This is a genomic window from Methylobacterium sp. 285MFTsu5.1, assembly GCF_000383455.1.
Lineage (GTDB): Bacteria > Pseudomonadota > Alphaproteobacteria > Rhizobiales > Beijerinckiaceae > Methylobacterium.
The window spans coordinates 1-15567 of the sequence record NZ_KB911297.1 but is presented as its reverse complement, the minus strand read 5'-3'; the positions used below and the strand labels follow the sequence as shown (position 1 = coordinate 15567).

The 15567-nt window shown below is 67.3% G+C and carries 21 protein-coding genes; 18 read left to right on the top strand and 3 right to left on the bottom strand.

Annotation, left to right across the window (positions count from 1 at the left end):
* Positions 1-100 precede the first annotated feature (100 nt).
* The 3 genes from H288_RS0126995 to H288_RS0126985 all read right to left on the bottom strand — a co-directional run bounded on the left by H288_RS0126995 (position 101) and on the right by H288_RS0126985 (position 2336).
* Positions 101-1552: a hypothetical protein gene (locus H288_RS0126995; RefSeq protein WP_020095691.1), complete on the bottom strand. Its 1452-nt coding sequence runs from the start codon at positions 1550-1552 to the stop codon at positions 101-103.
* Positions 1553-1615: 63 nt separating this feature from the next.
* Entirely contained in the window at positions 1616-1858 is a 243-nt protein-coding gene (locus H288_RS0126990; protein ID WP_020095690.1) for a hypothetical protein, read from the bottom strand.
* Complete coding sequence (locus H288_RS0126985) at positions 1845-2336, bottom strand: hypothetical protein (protein ID WP_158684240.1); 492 nt, start codon at positions 2334-2336, stop codon at positions 1845-1847. The genes H288_RS0126990 and H288_RS0126985 overlap by 14 nt, the downstream gene beginning before the upstream one ends.
* A gap of 99 nt (positions 2337-2435) precedes the next feature.
* Between H288_RS0126985 and H288_RS0126980 the strand changes: the two genes are divergently transcribed.
* The 18 genes from H288_RS0126980 to H288_RS35765 form a co-directional block, all read left to right on the top strand.
* Positions 2436-4517: a hypothetical protein gene (locus tag H288_RS0126980; RefSeq protein ID WP_020095688.1), complete on the top strand. Its 2082-nt coding sequence runs from the start codon at positions 2436-2438 to the stop codon at positions 4515-4517.
* A 41-nt stretch (positions 4518-4558) separates the two neighbouring features.
* On the top strand, positions 4559-4858 hold the full coding sequence (locus tag H288_RS0126975) for a hypothetical protein (protein ID WP_020095687.1): 300 nt from the start codon (positions 4559-4561) through the stop codon (positions 4856-4858).
* A gap of 3 nt (positions 4859-4861) precedes the next feature.
* A complete protein-coding gene (locus tag H288_RS0126970) occupies positions 4862-5101 on the top strand; it encodes a hypothetical protein (RefSeq protein WP_020095686.1) in 240 nt (79 codons plus the stop codon).
* Positions 5088-5306: a hypothetical protein gene (locus tag H288_RS0126965; protein ID WP_158684239.1), complete on the top strand. Its 219-nt coding sequence runs from the start codon at positions 5088-5090 to the stop codon at positions 5304-5306. Before H288_RS0126970 ends, H288_RS0126965 begins: the two co-directional genes overlap by 14 nt.
* 10 nt (positions 5307-5316) lie before the next feature.
* Positions 5317-5571: a hypothetical protein gene (locus H288_RS0126960; protein ID WP_020095684.1), complete on the top strand. Its 255-nt coding sequence runs from the start codon at positions 5317-5319 to the stop codon at positions 5569-5571.
* Positions 5568-6593, top strand: coding sequence for a hypothetical protein (locus H288_RS0126955; protein WP_020095683.1), 1026 nt, complete (start codon positions 5568-5570; stop codon positions 6591-6593). The genes H288_RS0126960 and H288_RS0126955 overlap by 4 nt, the downstream gene beginning before the upstream one ends.
* Before the next feature lie 75 nt (positions 6594-6668).
* Positions 6669-7640: a hypothetical protein gene (locus H288_RS0126950; RefSeq protein WP_020095682.1), complete on the top strand. Its 972-nt coding sequence runs from the start codon at positions 6669-6671 to the stop codon at positions 7638-7640.
* A 75-nt stretch (positions 7641-7715) separates the two neighbouring features.
* The gene (locus H288_RS0126945) at positions 7716-8057 is read left to right on the top strand and encodes a hypothetical protein (RefSeq protein WP_020095681.1); all 342 of its coding nucleotides are present in this window, start codon (positions 7716-7718) and stop codon (positions 8055-8057) included.
* Positions 8054-8977 carry a hypothetical protein gene (locus H288_RS0126940; RefSeq protein WP_020095680.1) on the top strand — a complete coding sequence of 308 codons (924 nt, stop codon included), beginning with the start codon at positions 8054-8056 and terminating at the stop codon, positions 8975-8977. Before H288_RS0126945 ends, H288_RS0126940 begins: the two co-directional genes overlap by 4 nt.
* Complete coding sequence (locus H288_RS34880) at positions 8974-9594, top strand: hypothetical protein (protein ID WP_158684238.1); 621 nt, start codon at positions 8974-8976, stop codon at positions 9592-9594. The genes H288_RS0126940 and H288_RS34880 overlap by 4 nt, the downstream gene beginning before the upstream one ends.
* Positions 9594-11432, top strand: a complete 1839-nt coding sequence (locus H288_RS0126930; RefSeq protein WP_020095678.1) for a hypothetical protein — start codon at positions 9594-9596, stop codon at positions 11430-11432. The genes H288_RS34880 and H288_RS0126930 overlap by 1 nt, the downstream gene beginning before the upstream one ends.
* Before the next feature lie 70 nt (positions 11433-11502).
* Positions 11503-13005 carry a hypothetical protein gene (locus H288_RS0126925; RefSeq protein ID WP_020095677.1) on the top strand — a complete coding sequence of 501 codons (1503 nt, stop codon included), beginning with the start codon at positions 11503-11505 and terminating at the stop codon, positions 13003-13005.
* Between the two features lie 127 nt (positions 13006-13132).
* On the top strand, positions 13133-13414 hold the full coding sequence (locus tag H288_RS0126920) for a hypothetical protein (RefSeq protein WP_020095676.1): 282 nt from the start codon (positions 13133-13135) through the stop codon (positions 13412-13414).
* A complete protein-coding gene (locus H288_RS0126915; RefSeq protein WP_245274577.1) occupies positions 13407-13886 on the top strand; it encodes a lysozyme in 480 nt (159 codons plus the stop codon). The genes H288_RS0126920 and H288_RS0126915 overlap by 8 nt, the downstream gene beginning before the upstream one ends.
* A 2-nt stretch (positions 13887-13888) precedes the next feature.
* Positions 13889-14317, top strand: coding sequence for a hypothetical protein (locus H288_RS0126910; protein ID WP_158684237.1), 429 nt, complete (start codon positions 13889-13891; stop codon positions 14315-14317).
* Entirely contained in the window at positions 14286-14576 is a 291-nt protein-coding gene (locus tag H288_RS0126905) for a hypothetical protein (RefSeq protein WP_158684236.1), read from the top strand. Before H288_RS0126910 ends, H288_RS0126905 begins: the two co-directional genes overlap by 32 nt.
* Positions 14577-14597: 21 nt before the next feature.
* The gene (locus H288_RS0126900; protein WP_020095672.1) at positions 14598-15077 is read left to right on the top strand and encodes a hypothetical protein; all 480 of its coding nucleotides are present in this window, start codon (positions 14598-14600) and stop codon (positions 15075-15077) included.
* Between the two features lie 136 nt (positions 15078-15213).
* Positions 15214-15567 (top strand): hypothetical protein (locus H288_RS35765; RefSeq protein ID WP_020095671.1); only part of this gene is annotated, 354 nt, incomplete at its 3' end.

The following is a 15567-nucleotide window of genomic DNA, read 5'->3' as shown; positions in this document are numbered from 1 at the left end:
GAGCGCGACGCCGCGCGCCGCGACGCCGTACGCCTACAGGCAGAGCGGGACCACGAACGCGACGTGGTCCGACGCGCCCGCGCCGCCGCCAACGACGACGTCAGGTCCACGCTCCAACCGGCATCCGGCGCGCCGGCCGGTGCGACACCCGCCTGGTCATACGGCTCGCCACGTAGTCTGTGAGGCCGCCGTGGGACGCCAGGCAGAGGTACTGCAGGGCGTCCGCCAGATCTGACCAGGGGTTCGACTTCTCGGGGATGACGTTGAGCTGCCCCGACTTCCGCTTGGCGAAGCGGTAGCGCCCCTGCAGCGCCAGCACGAGCTTGGGGCACCGGGCCCGGTCGATCAGGATCGCGGGCCCGCCGTCGGCCTGGCGCTGGAAGAACGCGTCCACCGCGCGCAGCCGCTTGTCGATGTCGTTCGTCGGCGCCGGGTAGCCCTGGAAGCCCATCCGGTTCAGCGTGTCGAAGCTGGTCTCCTCGAACGCGGTGTTCTTGGCGCGGCCGGCCGGGTCGCCGATCAGGTAGTAGGACATGCCGAGGAACCGGGCCTGGGCGAGCGCCGGCCGCAGGTTCTTGGAGCAGTGGAGCTCCAGGCCCATGTCCTCCGACACCACCTCCTCGAGGATGAGCAGCCGGCCGCGGTGATCCATCTGGCCGATGATCGCACACGGGTTGCGCCCGAAGTCCTGGCCGATGATGAGCGGGTAGCCCGGGGACGGTTCGAGGTCCTCCACGGTGTGGAAGTCGCGCCGAAAGGTCTCCCGGTGCACGGCCGACCCCGACGGGTCGTTGCCGTACTGGGCCATCACGTACCGCTTCACCCAGTCCGGGTTCGGGTTGTTGGCCAGCCGCTCGTAGTAGCGCCGGCCGGTGGCCAGCCGGAACGGGTTGTCCTTGGCGAGCTTGAGGGTGTCCGCGGTCTGGGTCAGCCACTCCAGGTTCTCGGCGTCCGGCGCCAGCCCGCTCGGCTGGACGTAGACCTCCCAGTCCGGTGGCGTCTCCATCGCCATCAGCCTGTGCCAGTCCGACCCCTCGGTCGGCATGTTGGTGTCGGCGATCACACCGAACCACGTCGCGCCACCCTGGGCCGCCGACGGGTAGCGGCCGACACGGCCGAGCAGCGGCGGCACGAGCGCCGCGTTGATCTCGATGCACTCCGACATCCAGGCGCCGGTGAGCTGGGACGACAGCAGCCGGCGCTGGTCTTCCTCGTCTTCGAGCGGGATCAGCAGCCACTCGGACCGGACGTCGCCGAACTCGATGAAGATGGTCTTGTCCGAGACCTTGTAGCTGCAGATCCCATCGAGCCAGGTCTGGATGTCCTTGAGCACCGTCATGCGGAGCTGCTCGAGGGTCTGCCGGACGATGGCGAAGCGCGTGTAGCGGAAGCCGTCGGGGGCCTTGCCCTGGGCGATCGCGCGCCGGAGCATCTCGAAGATGCAGCCCGTGGTCTTGCCGGATCCGACTGGCCCGGCGATCAGGCGGAAGAACGCATCCGAGCGCATGAAGCGCGCCACCGTCGGCGGCGCGTCGAAGTTGATGTTGGGCACCGGATTTCCTGGGTGGGGGTAGGGATGTCAGGAGCCCGGTGGCGGCGGGCGGCGGGCGGCGGATCAGGCGTCGAGGGCGATGGCGTCGTACAAATCGTCGACGGTGGTGGCCGGCGTGATGTGGATGCACGCGCACCACTGGCAGGTCGGCTGCCCCTTCTTGCGTCGACCGGTGATGTGCTTCCGGCACTGGTCGTAGTTGCCCCGGCACAGGAAGGCCTTGGCCTCCTCGCCGTCGCAGTCCTCCAGCAACTGCCGGAAGACGTCATCGCGGGAGCCGCGGAAGTCGGCCTCAGATCTCGACATCGATTGCCTCCAGCGCGTCCTGGGTTACCGGCGGGGTAACTGTCGCCTCGATGGTCACCGGTGGCCGGTCGGCCCCCAGGTTGATCGTGATGGACACGCGCTCGGCGCTGGCCTCGGCCGGCCTGTCGAGGAGCCCCGCGCCCTTCTGGAACGTCTTGAACAGCTCGACCCGGGCCGAGAGCGGCTCGCGCTCGTTGTGGAGCGAGGCGAACATCTGCGGCATCGCCATCTCGGTCGCCGTCAGGAACTTCATCTTGACGCGCGCTTCGACGTTGTCCGCCGCCTCCCACAGCCGGATCTGCTCGGCGAACATCGCCTTGAACCGCGGGGTGTTTCGGTGAATCTCAAACCACTCTGGGGTGATTTGGTGCGCGTTCAGTATTGTTTCGAGCGGGTTTAAGTCCATCGCCAAGTCGCGGGCGACGGCCATCAATGTCCGCTCTAGGTGGTCGCTCGACTGGTCTGGTGCAGGCAGCATCGAAATCGCCTCTTTACGGGCGACGTACCATGATCTATTGCGAACAGGAAGGGATTGACCTATCGGTGGAAGATGGCTGCTTCACCTTCCCCGCGAGGAATGGTTCAGGTCGCGACCCAAGACGAGGTCACAGCGGCCGAACAGCGGCGTGCCCAGGAGGCCGCCGAGGCCCGCGCCGCGGCCAATGAGAACGTCGCGCTGACCCAGCTAGCCAGCTTCATCCGCTCGCAGTGGCAGATGATGCGCGACCACCGGAACTCGATCGCCGGCTGGTCGGAGCGCCTGCTCCACGCCCAGCGCGTCTTCAACGGCAAGTACGACGCCCAGAAGCTCCGCGAGATCCAGCAGTTCGGCGGCTCGGCGATCTACTCGCGCATGACGGCCGTGAAGTGCCGCGGCGCCTCCTCGCTGCTGCGCGAGGTCTACCTCGGCTCCGACAAGCCCTGGGGCCTCGACCCGACCCCCGAGCCGACGCTCCCCGACGACATCATGGGCGCGATCAAGCAGCTCGTGATGGCCGAGATGCAGACCGCGGTGAACGGTGGCCAGCAGCTCGACATGACCCAGGTCCGGGACCGGGTCGACGGCCTGAAGGCAGCCGCGCGCAACGCCGCGGTCAAGAAGGCCCGCGAGGAGGCCAAGACCGCCGAGACCAAGCTCGACGACTTCCTCGTCGAGGGCGGGTTCTACAAGGCGCTGGCCGAGTTCCTCGTCGACCTGCCGGTATTCCCGATCGCGATCATCAAGGGCCCGGTGGTGCGGATCGTGCCCGCCGTGACCTGGGAGCGCGGGGTCGCCCGGACCGAGCAGAAGGCCAAGATGTTCTGGTCGCGGGTCTCCCCGTTCGACCTGTACTGGACGCCCGGCGTGTCCGACATCACGGACGCCTCCGTCATCGAGGTGACCCGGCTGACCCGCGCCGACCTCAACGACCTCCTGGGCGTGCCCGGCTACGACGAGCAGGCGATCCGGCAGGTCCTGCAGGACTACGGCCGCGGCGGCCTGCGCGACTGGATGGACGGGACCGACTCCGAGCGCGCGGTCAACGAGAACCGCGAGGACCCGACCTTCAACCAGTCGGGCATCATCGACTGCGTGGAGTACCACGGCAACGTCCAGGGCCGGATGCTGCTCGACTGGGGCATGGAAGAGGAGATGGTCCCGGACGCGGACCGGGACTACTTCATCCAGGCCTGGCTCATCGGCCGGCACATCATCAAGGTGCAGGTCAACCCGAGCCCGCGCAAGCGCCACCCCTACTTCGTCACCTCCTTCGAGAAGGTGCCCGGCACCCCCGTCGGCAACGCGCTCCCCGACATCCTCGGCGACCTGCAGGACGCGGCCAACGCCTCGCTGCGCTCGCTCGTGAACAACATGTCGATCGCGTCCGGCCCGCAGGTGGTGATCGACGACAACCGCCTCGTGGACAGCGACGAGAACGACAACCTCTACCCGTGGAAGCGCTGGCACGTGTCGAACGACCCGATGTCGCCCACGAACAACGGATCACAGAAGCCGATCGACTTCTTCCAGCCGAATTCGAACGCGCAGGAGCTGCTGGGTATCTATGAGAAACTCAGCCAGATGGCAGACGAGACGTCTGCGATCCCGCGCTACATCACCGGATCCGAGCGCCTGGGCGGGGCGGGCCGGACGGCGTCCGGACTGGCGATGCTCATGGGCAACGCCTCCAAGATCCTCCAGACGGTGGCAGCCAACATCGACCGCGACATCATCGAGCCGCTGGTCAGCATGCTCTACGACATGGTCATGCTCACCGACACCAGCGGCGTTCTTCGCGGCGACGAGAGCATTCGCGTTCGCGGTGTGGACGTTGCTGTGCAGCGTGAGACCGACCGCCAGCGGCAGATGGAGTTCCTCCAGGCCACGATGAACCCGGTCGACATGGCGATCATCGGCCCGATCAACCGGGCCAAGATCCTGCGCTCGGTCTCCGGGAACATCGGCCTCGACGGCGACGACGTGGTCCCGCCCGAGGACGAGCTCAAGCAGCAGCTCGCCGCGCCGCCCCCGCCGGCCAACGATCCGGGCCAGCCGGTTACCCAGCCGGGTAACGGCCCCCACCCGGCCAACGTCGCCCGGGGCGCCCAGCCGCCGGCGCCCGCCTCCGGTGCGCTCGGAGCCCCCGAGGGGGCGGCGATGCGCGGCATGGCCGGCTGACCCTTCCCACCCAGGAAGCCCACCACTCAGGAGACCACCCCGTGAAGTCCACCACCTCGAAGTCCAAGGTCATCTCGTCGGGCCCGATGAAGCCCGTGCGCGGCGGCTCCGGCCACATGACCGGCAACAAGGTCGGCACCCAGACCCCGGGCCAGACCGCCACCAAGCCGACCTCCACCGGCGGCATGTTCGCCAAGGGCGGCAACGGACACATGGTCGGCAAGCAGAAGTCGGTGCCGTCGAAGCCCGGGACCGTGATGACCACCGGCGCCAAGGCCGGCGGCAAGACCGGCTCGGGCGGCGGCCGCCGCGGCACCGGCACGAACCTCGACAACGGCTGAGCCGTGCGCGCCCCGAAACCCTCCGCCGGCGGCCGCGCGCCCGGGTTCGCCCCGCGCGTTCGGGCGCCCCGGCCCAAGGTCGCGGCCCCCAAGCCGGTCAAGGGCGGTCGCTACGGGGCGCGTGAGGCCTCCGCCAAGGACGAGATCGCCGACGGCGGCGGGGACAACCCGTTCGCCAAGTCGCCGCGCCAGTACCGGGTCACCAGCGGCGACACAGGGGAGGGGTTCGATGGCTTCGAGTGATCGCCCCGGCCCGCCGGTGACCCCGGACATCCAGGGAGAGGTCAAGCCGGATCGGTTCATGCCGACCCCGACCATGCACACCGGCAAGGGGTCGCGCGTCGACCACCTGCCCTCGCGCCACGCGCGCGACGTCATCACGGGCTCGGACCCGGTGTCCCGCGCGATGGGGCACTTCGGCAAGCAGAGCCCCTACAGGATCGGGTAGCGCCACACCCATGGCCGACACGAAGCTCCGACTGGCGCGGGCCGCGCTCGCCTTGCGCGCACGCGATCCCTCCGCCTGGGACGACTTCGTGGCGGCGCTAACAGACCACGCGACCGATGTGCGGGACGGCTTCCTCAAGGCTGCCCCGGGCGAGCTGCTGCTGATCCAGGGGCGGGCCCAGGCTTGCGCCTACCTCCTGGCCGAACTGCAGAACGCCCGGTCCACCGTCGAGCAGGCCGAGTCCCGCCTGAAAGGCAGATCGTGACCACCCACACCACCACGAACGACACCACCACCCTCAAGGACGGCGGGTTCCGCCTGCCGGCCGGCGTCGCCGCCTCGATCCAGCGCGCCAACGACCTGATGGCCAACCAGGGTCAGCCGACCCCGGTCCCGACCGACGATGATCCCGCCCTCGAGGCGCCGGTCCCAGAACCCGCCCCGGTTACCGTCGAGGTAACGCCGCCCGCCGACCCGGCCAAGCCGGTGAACTGGGAGGAGCGCTACAAGGCCATGAAGGGCCGGTTCGACAAGGCGCAGGAGGATCTGCGCACGGCGACCGCCGACATCGCCGAGCTGCGCCGCTCGCTCGCCCATGCCCAGGCGGCCCGGCCGGCCGCGCCCGCCACCGCCACCATCTCCCCCCAGTTCACCGCCGAGGACCTCACCGAGGAGGAGCGCAACGACTACGGCGAGGACCTGCTCAAGGTCGTCGACAAGGTCGCGGGCCGGAAGATCGCCCAGGTCGTGGGTGCCTTCGAACAGAAATTCGGGGAGATCGAACAAAAAGTTCAGGGCGTGACCCAGGTCACCCAGCTTTCCGCCAAGGAACGCTTCACCCAATCCCTGACGGACCGCGTTCCGAACTGGCGCGAGCTCAATCGAGACGAGGGTTTCCTCGACTGGTGTGAGGAGATCGACCAGTTCTCTGGACAAAAGCGTCTGGATCTACTACGGAATGCTTACCAAAGCGAAGACGCTCCGCGATGCGCAGCAATCTTCGCGGGCTTCCTCAAGGAAGCGAACCCTTCCGCGGCCCCGCGGAGTGAGACGACAGCGGCACCGAAGCCCACCGGCAAGGTCCCCCTGGAGTCTCTGGCGGCACCCGGGAGAGCGAGATCGACAGCGCCGACTGCCGGCCCTGGAGACAAGCCGATCATCGCCCGTTCCGACATCCAGAAGTTCTACTCTGACGTCCAGAAAGGCCTCTACCGAGGCCGGGATGCAGAGAAGGCGGCCCGCGAAGAAGAGATCTTCCAGGCAACTCAGGATGGACGGGTTCGCTAGTCGAGCCTGCTCGCTCAATACCGGCTGAACCGGCCGAAGGAGTGGCTCGATGCTTGCCACTCCTTCGAGGTCCCCATGTCCGTTGCCCAGTCCGGCGCCCCCTACGGCGGCCCCAATCCGACCACCCCCTACGTCGGGACGTTCATTCCCGAGATCTGGTCGGGCAAGCTCATCGAGAAGTTCTACGCCTCCACCGTGCTCGCTGCGATCAGCAACACGGACTACGAGGGCGAGATCAAGAACCAGGGCGACAAGGTCATCATTCGGACCAAGCCCACGATCACGATCCGCGACTATCAGGTCAACCAGAGCCTGCAGTTCGAGCGCCCGTCGGCCCCGACGACCGAGCTGACCATCGACAAGGCGAAGTACTTCGCCACCATCGTCGACGACGTCATCGAGACCCAGTCGGACATCAACCAGATGTCGCTGTGGTCGGAGGACGCCGGCGAGCAGATGAAGATCACCATCGACACGGACGTGCTCGGTGGCATGCTCGGCGCGGCCAACGCGAAGAACTCCGGCGTCGCCGCCGGCAAGATCTCCGGCATGGTCAACCTCGGCGCGACCGGCACCCCGCTGCACATCGTGCCGCGCGACGCCGACGCCGGCCAGGTCGAGATCGTGGACCTGCTGGTCCGCCTCGGCCAGGTGCTCGACGAGCAGAACATCCCGGAGACGGGTCGCTGGGTGGTGATGCCCACCTGGATCGCGACCCAGATCAAGCAGTCGGAGCTGCGCAACGCGGCGCTGTCCGGTGACTCGGTCTCGATGCTGCGCAACGGGCGTCTCGGTCAGATCGACCGCTTCACCCTCTACAGCTCGAACCTCCTGCCGAGCCACGCCACCAACGGCGCCGCGCTCGCCGCCGGCGAGTGGCCGATCTACGCCGGCCACGCCCACGGCCTGACCTTCGCCTCGCAGGTCTCCAAGGTCGAGACGCTGCGTTCCGAGAGCACCTTCGGGACGATCATGCGCGGCCTGCAGGTCTACGGCTACAAGGTCCTCGACGACATCGCCCTCGCACAGGCGGTGGTCGCGTCCTGATCCTGGGCGCTACTTGGGGGATGGGTTACCTTAGCCGGTAACCTGTCCCCCGATTACTTCCAGAAGGGGATCGTGATGCTCGACACTGTCAAGGACTACGTCGATCAGGCGCGGATCATCCTTCAGGATCAGGTCGTACCGTTTCGCTACCCGGACAACGACATCATCAACGCGCTGAACCTCGCCTGCCTGCGTGCCAGCGGCTGGCGCTACGACGTGTTCATGGGGGTCGTCCCGAACTTCGGGCCACTCGAGGACAGCACCGCCGCGATCCCGGCCCAGATGCGCCCGGCCTTCCTCAACTACGTGGTCGGTCAGATCGAGGTCCGCGAGACCGAGGCGACCGACGAGGAGCGCGCCTCCTCCTTCCTGGCGTCGTTCCGCGCCGAGATGGTCGGGCAGGGGGGCGCCAAGTGAGCGCCACCACCGACCGCATCGAGAACATCCTCCGCGTCCAGCTCACCGGCGTCCTCCTGCCGGCGCTGCGCCTGGAGCTGTACCTGTCGATCGAGGAGCTGTGCCGTCAGGCGCTCCAGATCGTCCCGGGCCCGCCCGCCGGCGCCCCCGACACGTGGCTGACCGACGATCTGTGGCAGCTCCACCAGCGCCTCATCATCGACGGCACGCTCGCGCGCCTGCTCGCGCAGCCGGACAAGCCCTACTCCCACCCCGAGCTCGCCGCGGTCCACCTCAAGTTTTGGGACCTGGGGCTCGCCGCGGCGCGGGTGATCGCCGCCACCACGGCGGCCCCTACCGACGGGTTCGACCGGCTCATGGCGAACCTGCGCACCAACGTGCCCGGCGCGCGCGACCCCGCGCTGATCCAAGAGCTATTCAACGCCCTAGACGAGGCCTGCCAGACCGTTCGGCTCTGGACCCAGACGGCCACCGTCACGCTCCAGCCCGGGGTGACGGCCTACACGGTCAGCGCGAGCGTCGGGCAGATCGTCGAGGTGGTCGATGTCTCCCACGCCACCCTCCAGCTGCGCGACGTCCTGTTCGACCCGGCCTCCGGGATGATCGACCTCGCCGCGGTGCCGGACGCGCGGGACGCCACGACGCCCGCCTTCGCGCTCCTGCGCCTCGTGCCGCACAGCACGGATGACCTGTCGGCCACCCTGCCGGACAGCCTCTGGGCGAAGAACCACCAGATGCTGCTCGACGGTGCGCTCGGGCGCCTGATGGCGCAGGCGGCCAAGCCGTACTCGAGCCCGAAGCTCGCCGAGTACCACCTGCGCCGCTTCCGCAACGCCATGCAGCAGGTCCGGGTCGCCACGACCGGCGGCGGCCGCGCGTGGCGCTTCCCCGCCGCAGCCACCCGGAGGTCCTGGCGATGAAGCCCGGGATCGGACACGTCCATATCGCCCCCGTCCAGCCTGGCCCGACCGGCGGGCCGGGACCGAAGGGCGAGCGCGGCCCGCGCGGTGCCTCGATCCTGAGCGGATCCGGCGCCCCGTCGAGCGCCGTAGGCGTCGCTGGCGACTTCTACATCGATGCGGACGCGCAGCCACGCCGCCTGTACGGCCCGCGCTCGTACACTGCCTGGCCGCCAAGCTACCAGCCTCTGCTGACCGACATGACGCCCGGTATGCAGGCGGCCGCCGACAGCGCGGCCCGCAGCGCCTCCCTGGTCACGGTGAAGTATGCCGCGGCCCAGACCGCCGCGTCGATCGCCGTCGGCAGTCAGACGGTCGCCCAGGCCGCCGCCGCGCAGGCCGACGCCGCCAAGGCCATCGCGGCCGACCACGCGGCCCAGACCGCCGCTGACAAGGCGCAGACGACACATGACCGCCTGCAGGTCGAGCGCGCTCGCGACCTCGCCAACCTGTCCGCGACCATCGCTCGCCAGCTGCAGGGGGAGACCACCCGGCTCATGCAGCTCGTAGCCGAGCCCCTCTACGACTGGTCCTGGGACAGCGACCCGTCGTCCGACAACGATTGGAGTGCCACCTGATGCCCCGCCAGAAGCGCCAGTTCATGCGCCAGGGGGTCTCGGACCTCCCGACCCGCACATCGGTCAAGGCCTATGTCGGCGCCCCCGGAGAGCCGATCTTCGACTTCTCGACGCTGCGCATGCAGGACGGAGTTACCCCAGGGGGTATCCCGCTGCTCAGCCCGGCGAATGATCTAGGTCTGTCGGACGGTGAGAAGGCGCAGATGCGTCTCAACATCGGCGTGCCCGCCCCCCAGGACATGCCGGTGTCGACTGCCCAGCAAGCGGTGTTCGACGCGATCATCGATGGCGCGGATGCCGCGCACAGCTCGCTCGCCAAGGTCGGTACGCTGGCCGACGCCGCGACGGCTGCGGCCGCTGTGAACAAGACCAACCTCGCCGGACTCGCCCAGGCTACGCTCGACGCGATCAGCGGGAAGTTGGAGAAGACCGGTGACGGATCGGGCCTGTCCGGTGTTGCCAAGACCGCAGGCAATGTCTCTGTCTCAGGGTTTTGGGGCTTCGGTACCGCGCCAGGCCTGCACCGCATGGTAAACCCCGAGTATATGGGCGTCGGTGGCAACGTCGGTACCGGTGGCGTCATCATCGGCGGCGGCACGGCTGCACAGAACTACCAGGGCACAATTCTAAGCAACGATGGCCATCCGAACTGGACCAAGGCCGTCTCGTCCCTGAACTACAACCCGACCGAGTGGATCGTTGGCGGTGCGGGTGCGCAGGGGCGGGCATCCACGACTGGCACGAACAACGTTGTCACGCGCGTTGATGGAACGGCCTTCGATCCGGCTTGGGTAGGTTATCGCTTCTACCTCAACCGCGTGCCCTACCGTGTGGCCACTGTGGCAAGCGACGGCGGCAGCCTGACGGTGACCAACCTCGACGGTTCTGCGGTGACGCTGCCGGCGCTGACGAACGTCTTTTTTCAATTCATCCTGACGACCGGATCTGGCAGGGCGAATGTCGTTAATGGTGTCGTCACGATCATCTCCGGCACCCCGTTCATCCCGTTTTCCGGCACTAATACTGACTTCCGTATCACCGTAAATGGGGTCGTTTATACGTCTGCGACCTTCAACAGTCCGACGAAAATCACTATTCCAGACACGACCGTAAACGCGAGCAATGTTGCGTACTCATACGGCGCTAACATCAACGATCAGGTCGCAGCATTTCGGGTTGGAAAACAGAACGGCGCGATCGAAGAAACCCTCACTGTTTCCGGACGCGCCACGGGCGAGTGGGAGATTTCGTTCGGGTCGTACAACGAGGCCACGAACCCTGACCCTGGGCGGATCAAGAGTGGCATCCGCAACGGCGCGCGCCTTACGCAGATCGAGGTCCGCGGCAATGGTCTCAGTCTTTGCGGCGTTGCCGGGTCAGAAGCTGTTCGCGTCTCGAATGACGCGAACATGGTCAATCGGATCGAGCTCGCAGGCACACCGGCAGGGTTTGCGGTGGGTTTGCGTGCACGCGGCGCTGACACCAACCTTGGGTTCGCGTTCGACACCCAGGGTGCCGGAGGGATGCTCGTCACCGGCCGAAGCTTCGGGCAGCCGCTGTTTGAAGTCGCCGGTGCGGTCGCGACCGGGCTCAGCTGGCCTCTCATGGTGGCGGGTACGACGCCACGCATTCAGCCGGGCGGTACCAATAACACCCCCATGGCGGTCGTCGGTAGCGGCAATGCTGGCGCGCTCCTGGGCGTGTTCGCCAGAGCAGTTGACCCAACGACAGCCGACATACCCGCAGGTCAGGCCGCAATTTGGGTAAATACGTCGGCCAATACAACAAAGCTCGTAACGAATGTTGGGGGGGTGTTGAAGTCGGTCGCCATGACCTGATGTGTTTAGTGCTGACAATTACCCGCGGGGTAACACCCCCCACAACCACCACGCTGAAAGCTTCCCGCCCATGTCCACAGCAGCACTCGAGGCCCTCACCGCGGCGCTGGTGGCCGGCACCCAGCCGCCGCCCCTGCCCTCCGATCCGCTCGTCCTCACGAGCACGCTGGACGCTGAACTGGATGCACTCGCTGCCAGCAACAACACGGCGATCAGCGGCAAGCTCGATAAGACCGGCGACGGGTCTCAACTAAAGGGTGTTGCGCTACTCGAAGGAGATCAGACCTTCGCTGGGGTGAAGACATTCACGGGAACAGCTGCATCCAAGACGATCAAGGTGCTCGATCCGACCGGGGCGGCGGGCTCGACGCTCGCCTCTGACGGCCACGCGAACTGGAACCGCCTGCAATCCGGCATCGCCTACAACCCTGTCGAACTCGTCCTCTACGGGTCGCCGGCTCAGGGTCAGGCGAGCGTTACCGCCGGCGGTAACACCGTGACCCGGATCGACGGCAACTTTTACGATCCCGCGTGGGTCGGGCAGCCGTACTTCTACTTTGCCGGCACGCGATACAAAGTCGCCAGCGTCGCCCCAGGCGGCGGGTCGCTCACGGTGACGAACCTCGACGGTAGCGCGGTATCGTTCCCGGCGAACCAGACTGAGCTGATCAGCTACCTCGTGACGAGTGCGACCGGCACCGCGAACGTCTCAGGAACAGCGGTCACCTGGGCCAGCGGTCAGCTATTCCTCAAAGTGCCGACGGTGACGCTGAATGGCACCGTCTACAACGTCGCTTCGGTCGCCACGGACGGTCGTTCGATGACGCTGGCGACCAGTGCTGGCACGCAGAGCAACGTTTCCTTTGCCTGCTACGGCAATATCAACAACCAAATCTCCACAATACGTGTTCAGAAACTTTGGGGCGCGAGCGAGGAGAACTTAACCCTTGCCGCCACACCGAATGGTTTCTTTATCAACACGCTAGTAGCAGGTGTCGGCAAGCACCGAAAACTAACGATCGGCTCTGGTACTTACACGGCGCCCGGCGGCCTGCGCGCGCAACTCGGCCTTCAGCCCAACGGTGATCTGACGCTCGGTGGCGATTACGGCCTGGATGTGTTGCGCGTCCTTGGTGTCGATGGGGGCACCCGGGGCCGGTTGGTCGCCACGGCGGCCACAGGCACCGCTGGGCCGGTCCTGGCCTCGCAGGGCGATCTTGATGCCAATGTTCCGCTGAACTTCCTCGCGCAGGGCGGCGGCTACATCCGTCTGTTCGGCTACAATTACGGCACGGTGCTCGGGACGTTCTACTCAACGCCGAGCGCCACCACGTCCGTCTCGATCACAAACGGCGTCGGGCAGGCATTCGTCAGCGCAGATGGCGCAAACGGCCCGCTCAACCTCGCTGGCAAGAACTCAGGAGCACGGACAGCCTTCTTTACAAGCACGACGGACCCGACGACTGCAGATGTCCCGGCTGGTTATTGTCAGGACTGGTACAACTCCACCACCGGAACCATGAAACGTTACTGCAACGTCAACGGCACGCTTAAGTCTGTGACGCTAAGCTAACCCGATCAACGGTCCGTTACCCGCTTAGGTAGCTACCACACAGGACACCACCACACCGCCGACCAATATCTGTCGGCGGTTACCTGCCCGGTAACTTCCACCCAGGAGACGAGAGGACAGCCACCACATGTCCCCCGCCAACGACAACTCAAACACTACTGTTTCCGTTCCCAACACCAAGCCTTTCCTGATCGAAAACTGGCGGGCGACCCTCAAGCACGCGTGGTCGGTCAAGGTCGACCTGCTGCTGATCCTGCTCTCGGGCGTGGAGTTCGGGTTCGACGTGATCGCCGGCTCGCCGCCGATCGACCCGATCAAGTTCGCCGGCCTCGCCTTCCTCGTGAAGGTCACCGGTCTCGGCCTGCGCTTCGTGCGCCAGACCAAGGTGTCGGGAGCCGCGGATGAGTAGGATCAGGAAGGCGCAGATGGCCGGCGCGGGTGCCGGTGCCGCGATGCTGCTGGCGCTCGCCACCACCACCGTCGGCCAGTTCGAGGGCCTCCGCACGGTGGCCTACCGTGACATCGTGGGCGTGCCGACCGTCTGCTACGGCGAGACGCGCGGCGTGCGGATGGGGCAGCGGTACACCAAGACCGAGTGCGACGCGATGCTCCTCAAGGGGCTCGACGAGTTCGCCGACCGGATGGAGCGGTGCATCACCCGGCCGATGGGCAACGACGCCTACGTGGCGTTCCTGTCGCTGGGTTGGAACATCGGCACCGGCGCACTGTGCAAGTCGAGCGCGGTGCGCCTCTACAACGCCGGCGAGCGCCGCGCCGCCTGTCGCGCCTTCATGCTCTGGAACAAGGCCGGCGGCCGCGTCGTCCCGGGCCTGACCCGGCGCCGCGAGGTCGAGCGCGACCTCTGCCTCAAGGGGATCTGACCGTGAGCATGGAACTCCTGCGCGCGGCCTGGGTCGCCTACTCGTTCACGGCGACGCTTGGGGTTGGCCTCGGCATCGCCGCTGTGGTGATCGGGCTGGCCACGGTCGCCTGGCTGCCGGCGTTCCTGCGCTACCCGCTGATCCTCGCCGGCACGCTGGCCATCGTCGGATCGGCGATGCTCCAGGCCGGGCAGGCGCGTGGTGTCCACCTCGAGCAGTTGCGCCAGCAGGAGCGCGCCACCGCCGCCGAGGCGACCCGGGCGGATCTCGCAGAGAAGACCCGCGACGAGATCGCGGCGCGCGCCGCCGCCGACAATGCCCAGCTGGCCCAGAAGACCCAGGAACTGGAGAAGCTCCTCAATGACCAGAGTGCCCAAGGTGATGCTGAGTGCCTCGATCGTGGCATCGCTCGCCGCCTGCGCGACCTCTGAGGGCCCGGCCCCGGTATCGCCCCTGGTGGCGGCGCATGACGCCTACCGGGTCACGCTCCCGCCGGCGCCCGAGGGCGTCGAGCCGTGCCTGCGCAAGGCGTTCCCGGAGATCCCCGACCGCGCGCTGACCCGGCGCGACATCGTGCGGATCGTCGGCGAGGCCAAGGTGCAGGACCACGCCAAGACCGCCTGCGGCCTGCGCGCCCTCGAATGGATCCGCCGCGTCCGCTCCGACCTCGCCCGGTTACCCGACCGGTAATCGCCCACCCAGGTTGCCGACATGACCACACAGCACCCCCAGCAGCAACAGCAGCAGATCCTCCAGCCGGCGCCCGACGGCCGGCTCCTGCAGCTGGAGGCGCGCGTCGAGGGCGTGGTCGCGGCGATCAGCAACGTGTCGGCGGCTGTCTCCACGCTCAGCGAGAAGCTCGACCGCGGCCGCCAGACGCCGTGGGCGGTCATCTTCTCGGCGCTCGGCGTGATGCTCACCTTCACGATGGCCATCGGCGGCTTGGCCTACATGCCGATCAACAACGGCATCTCCGACCTCAAGGCGGCGCTTATCGCCACCCAGGACCGCGCCGACAAACGGGTGGACGCGATTGCCAACAAGATGGTCTCGCGCGAGGAGCACGAGCTGCACTGGCGCGCCCAGGAGCGTGACTACGATTTCATGCGCGACCGCATTGGGCGAGTAGAGCGCCGCGCCGAGTCGCGCCTCGACCGGCTGGAGAAATCACACTTCAAGGCTGCGGACTAGATAACCACGGCAGGAACGTGATATTACAGAAGAACCTGCCGGATCGTCTTGCATTCGACTTCGCGTCTACTTTGAGGTCTGACCGGGGTTGGTGGCGGTTTCGGTTCGTTTCGACCGATCTCACCCGAGGAGCACCATGTCCGTACCCAAGGTCCCCCTGAAGACCCCCGCCCAGTCGAAGCGCGAGCTGGAGATGGAGGCCGGCCGCAAACGCGTCGCCCATCACGCCGGCCGCAGCGATCACGCCGCCAAGGCCGCGGCCGATGCCGACGAGGCCGCCAAGCGGGCCGAGGCCGAGCGGGCCGTCGAGGAAGCCAAGGCGCGCAAGGCCGAGGAAGCGGCGGCCAAGGCCAAGGCCAAGGCGGAAGCCAAGGCCAAGGAGCAGGCCGAGAAGGAGGCCAAGGCCGCCGCCGAGGCCGAGGACGCCCGCAAGGCCGACGAGGCCGCCGCCCTCAAGGCCGCGGCCGATGCCGCCGCCGCTGCCAAGGTT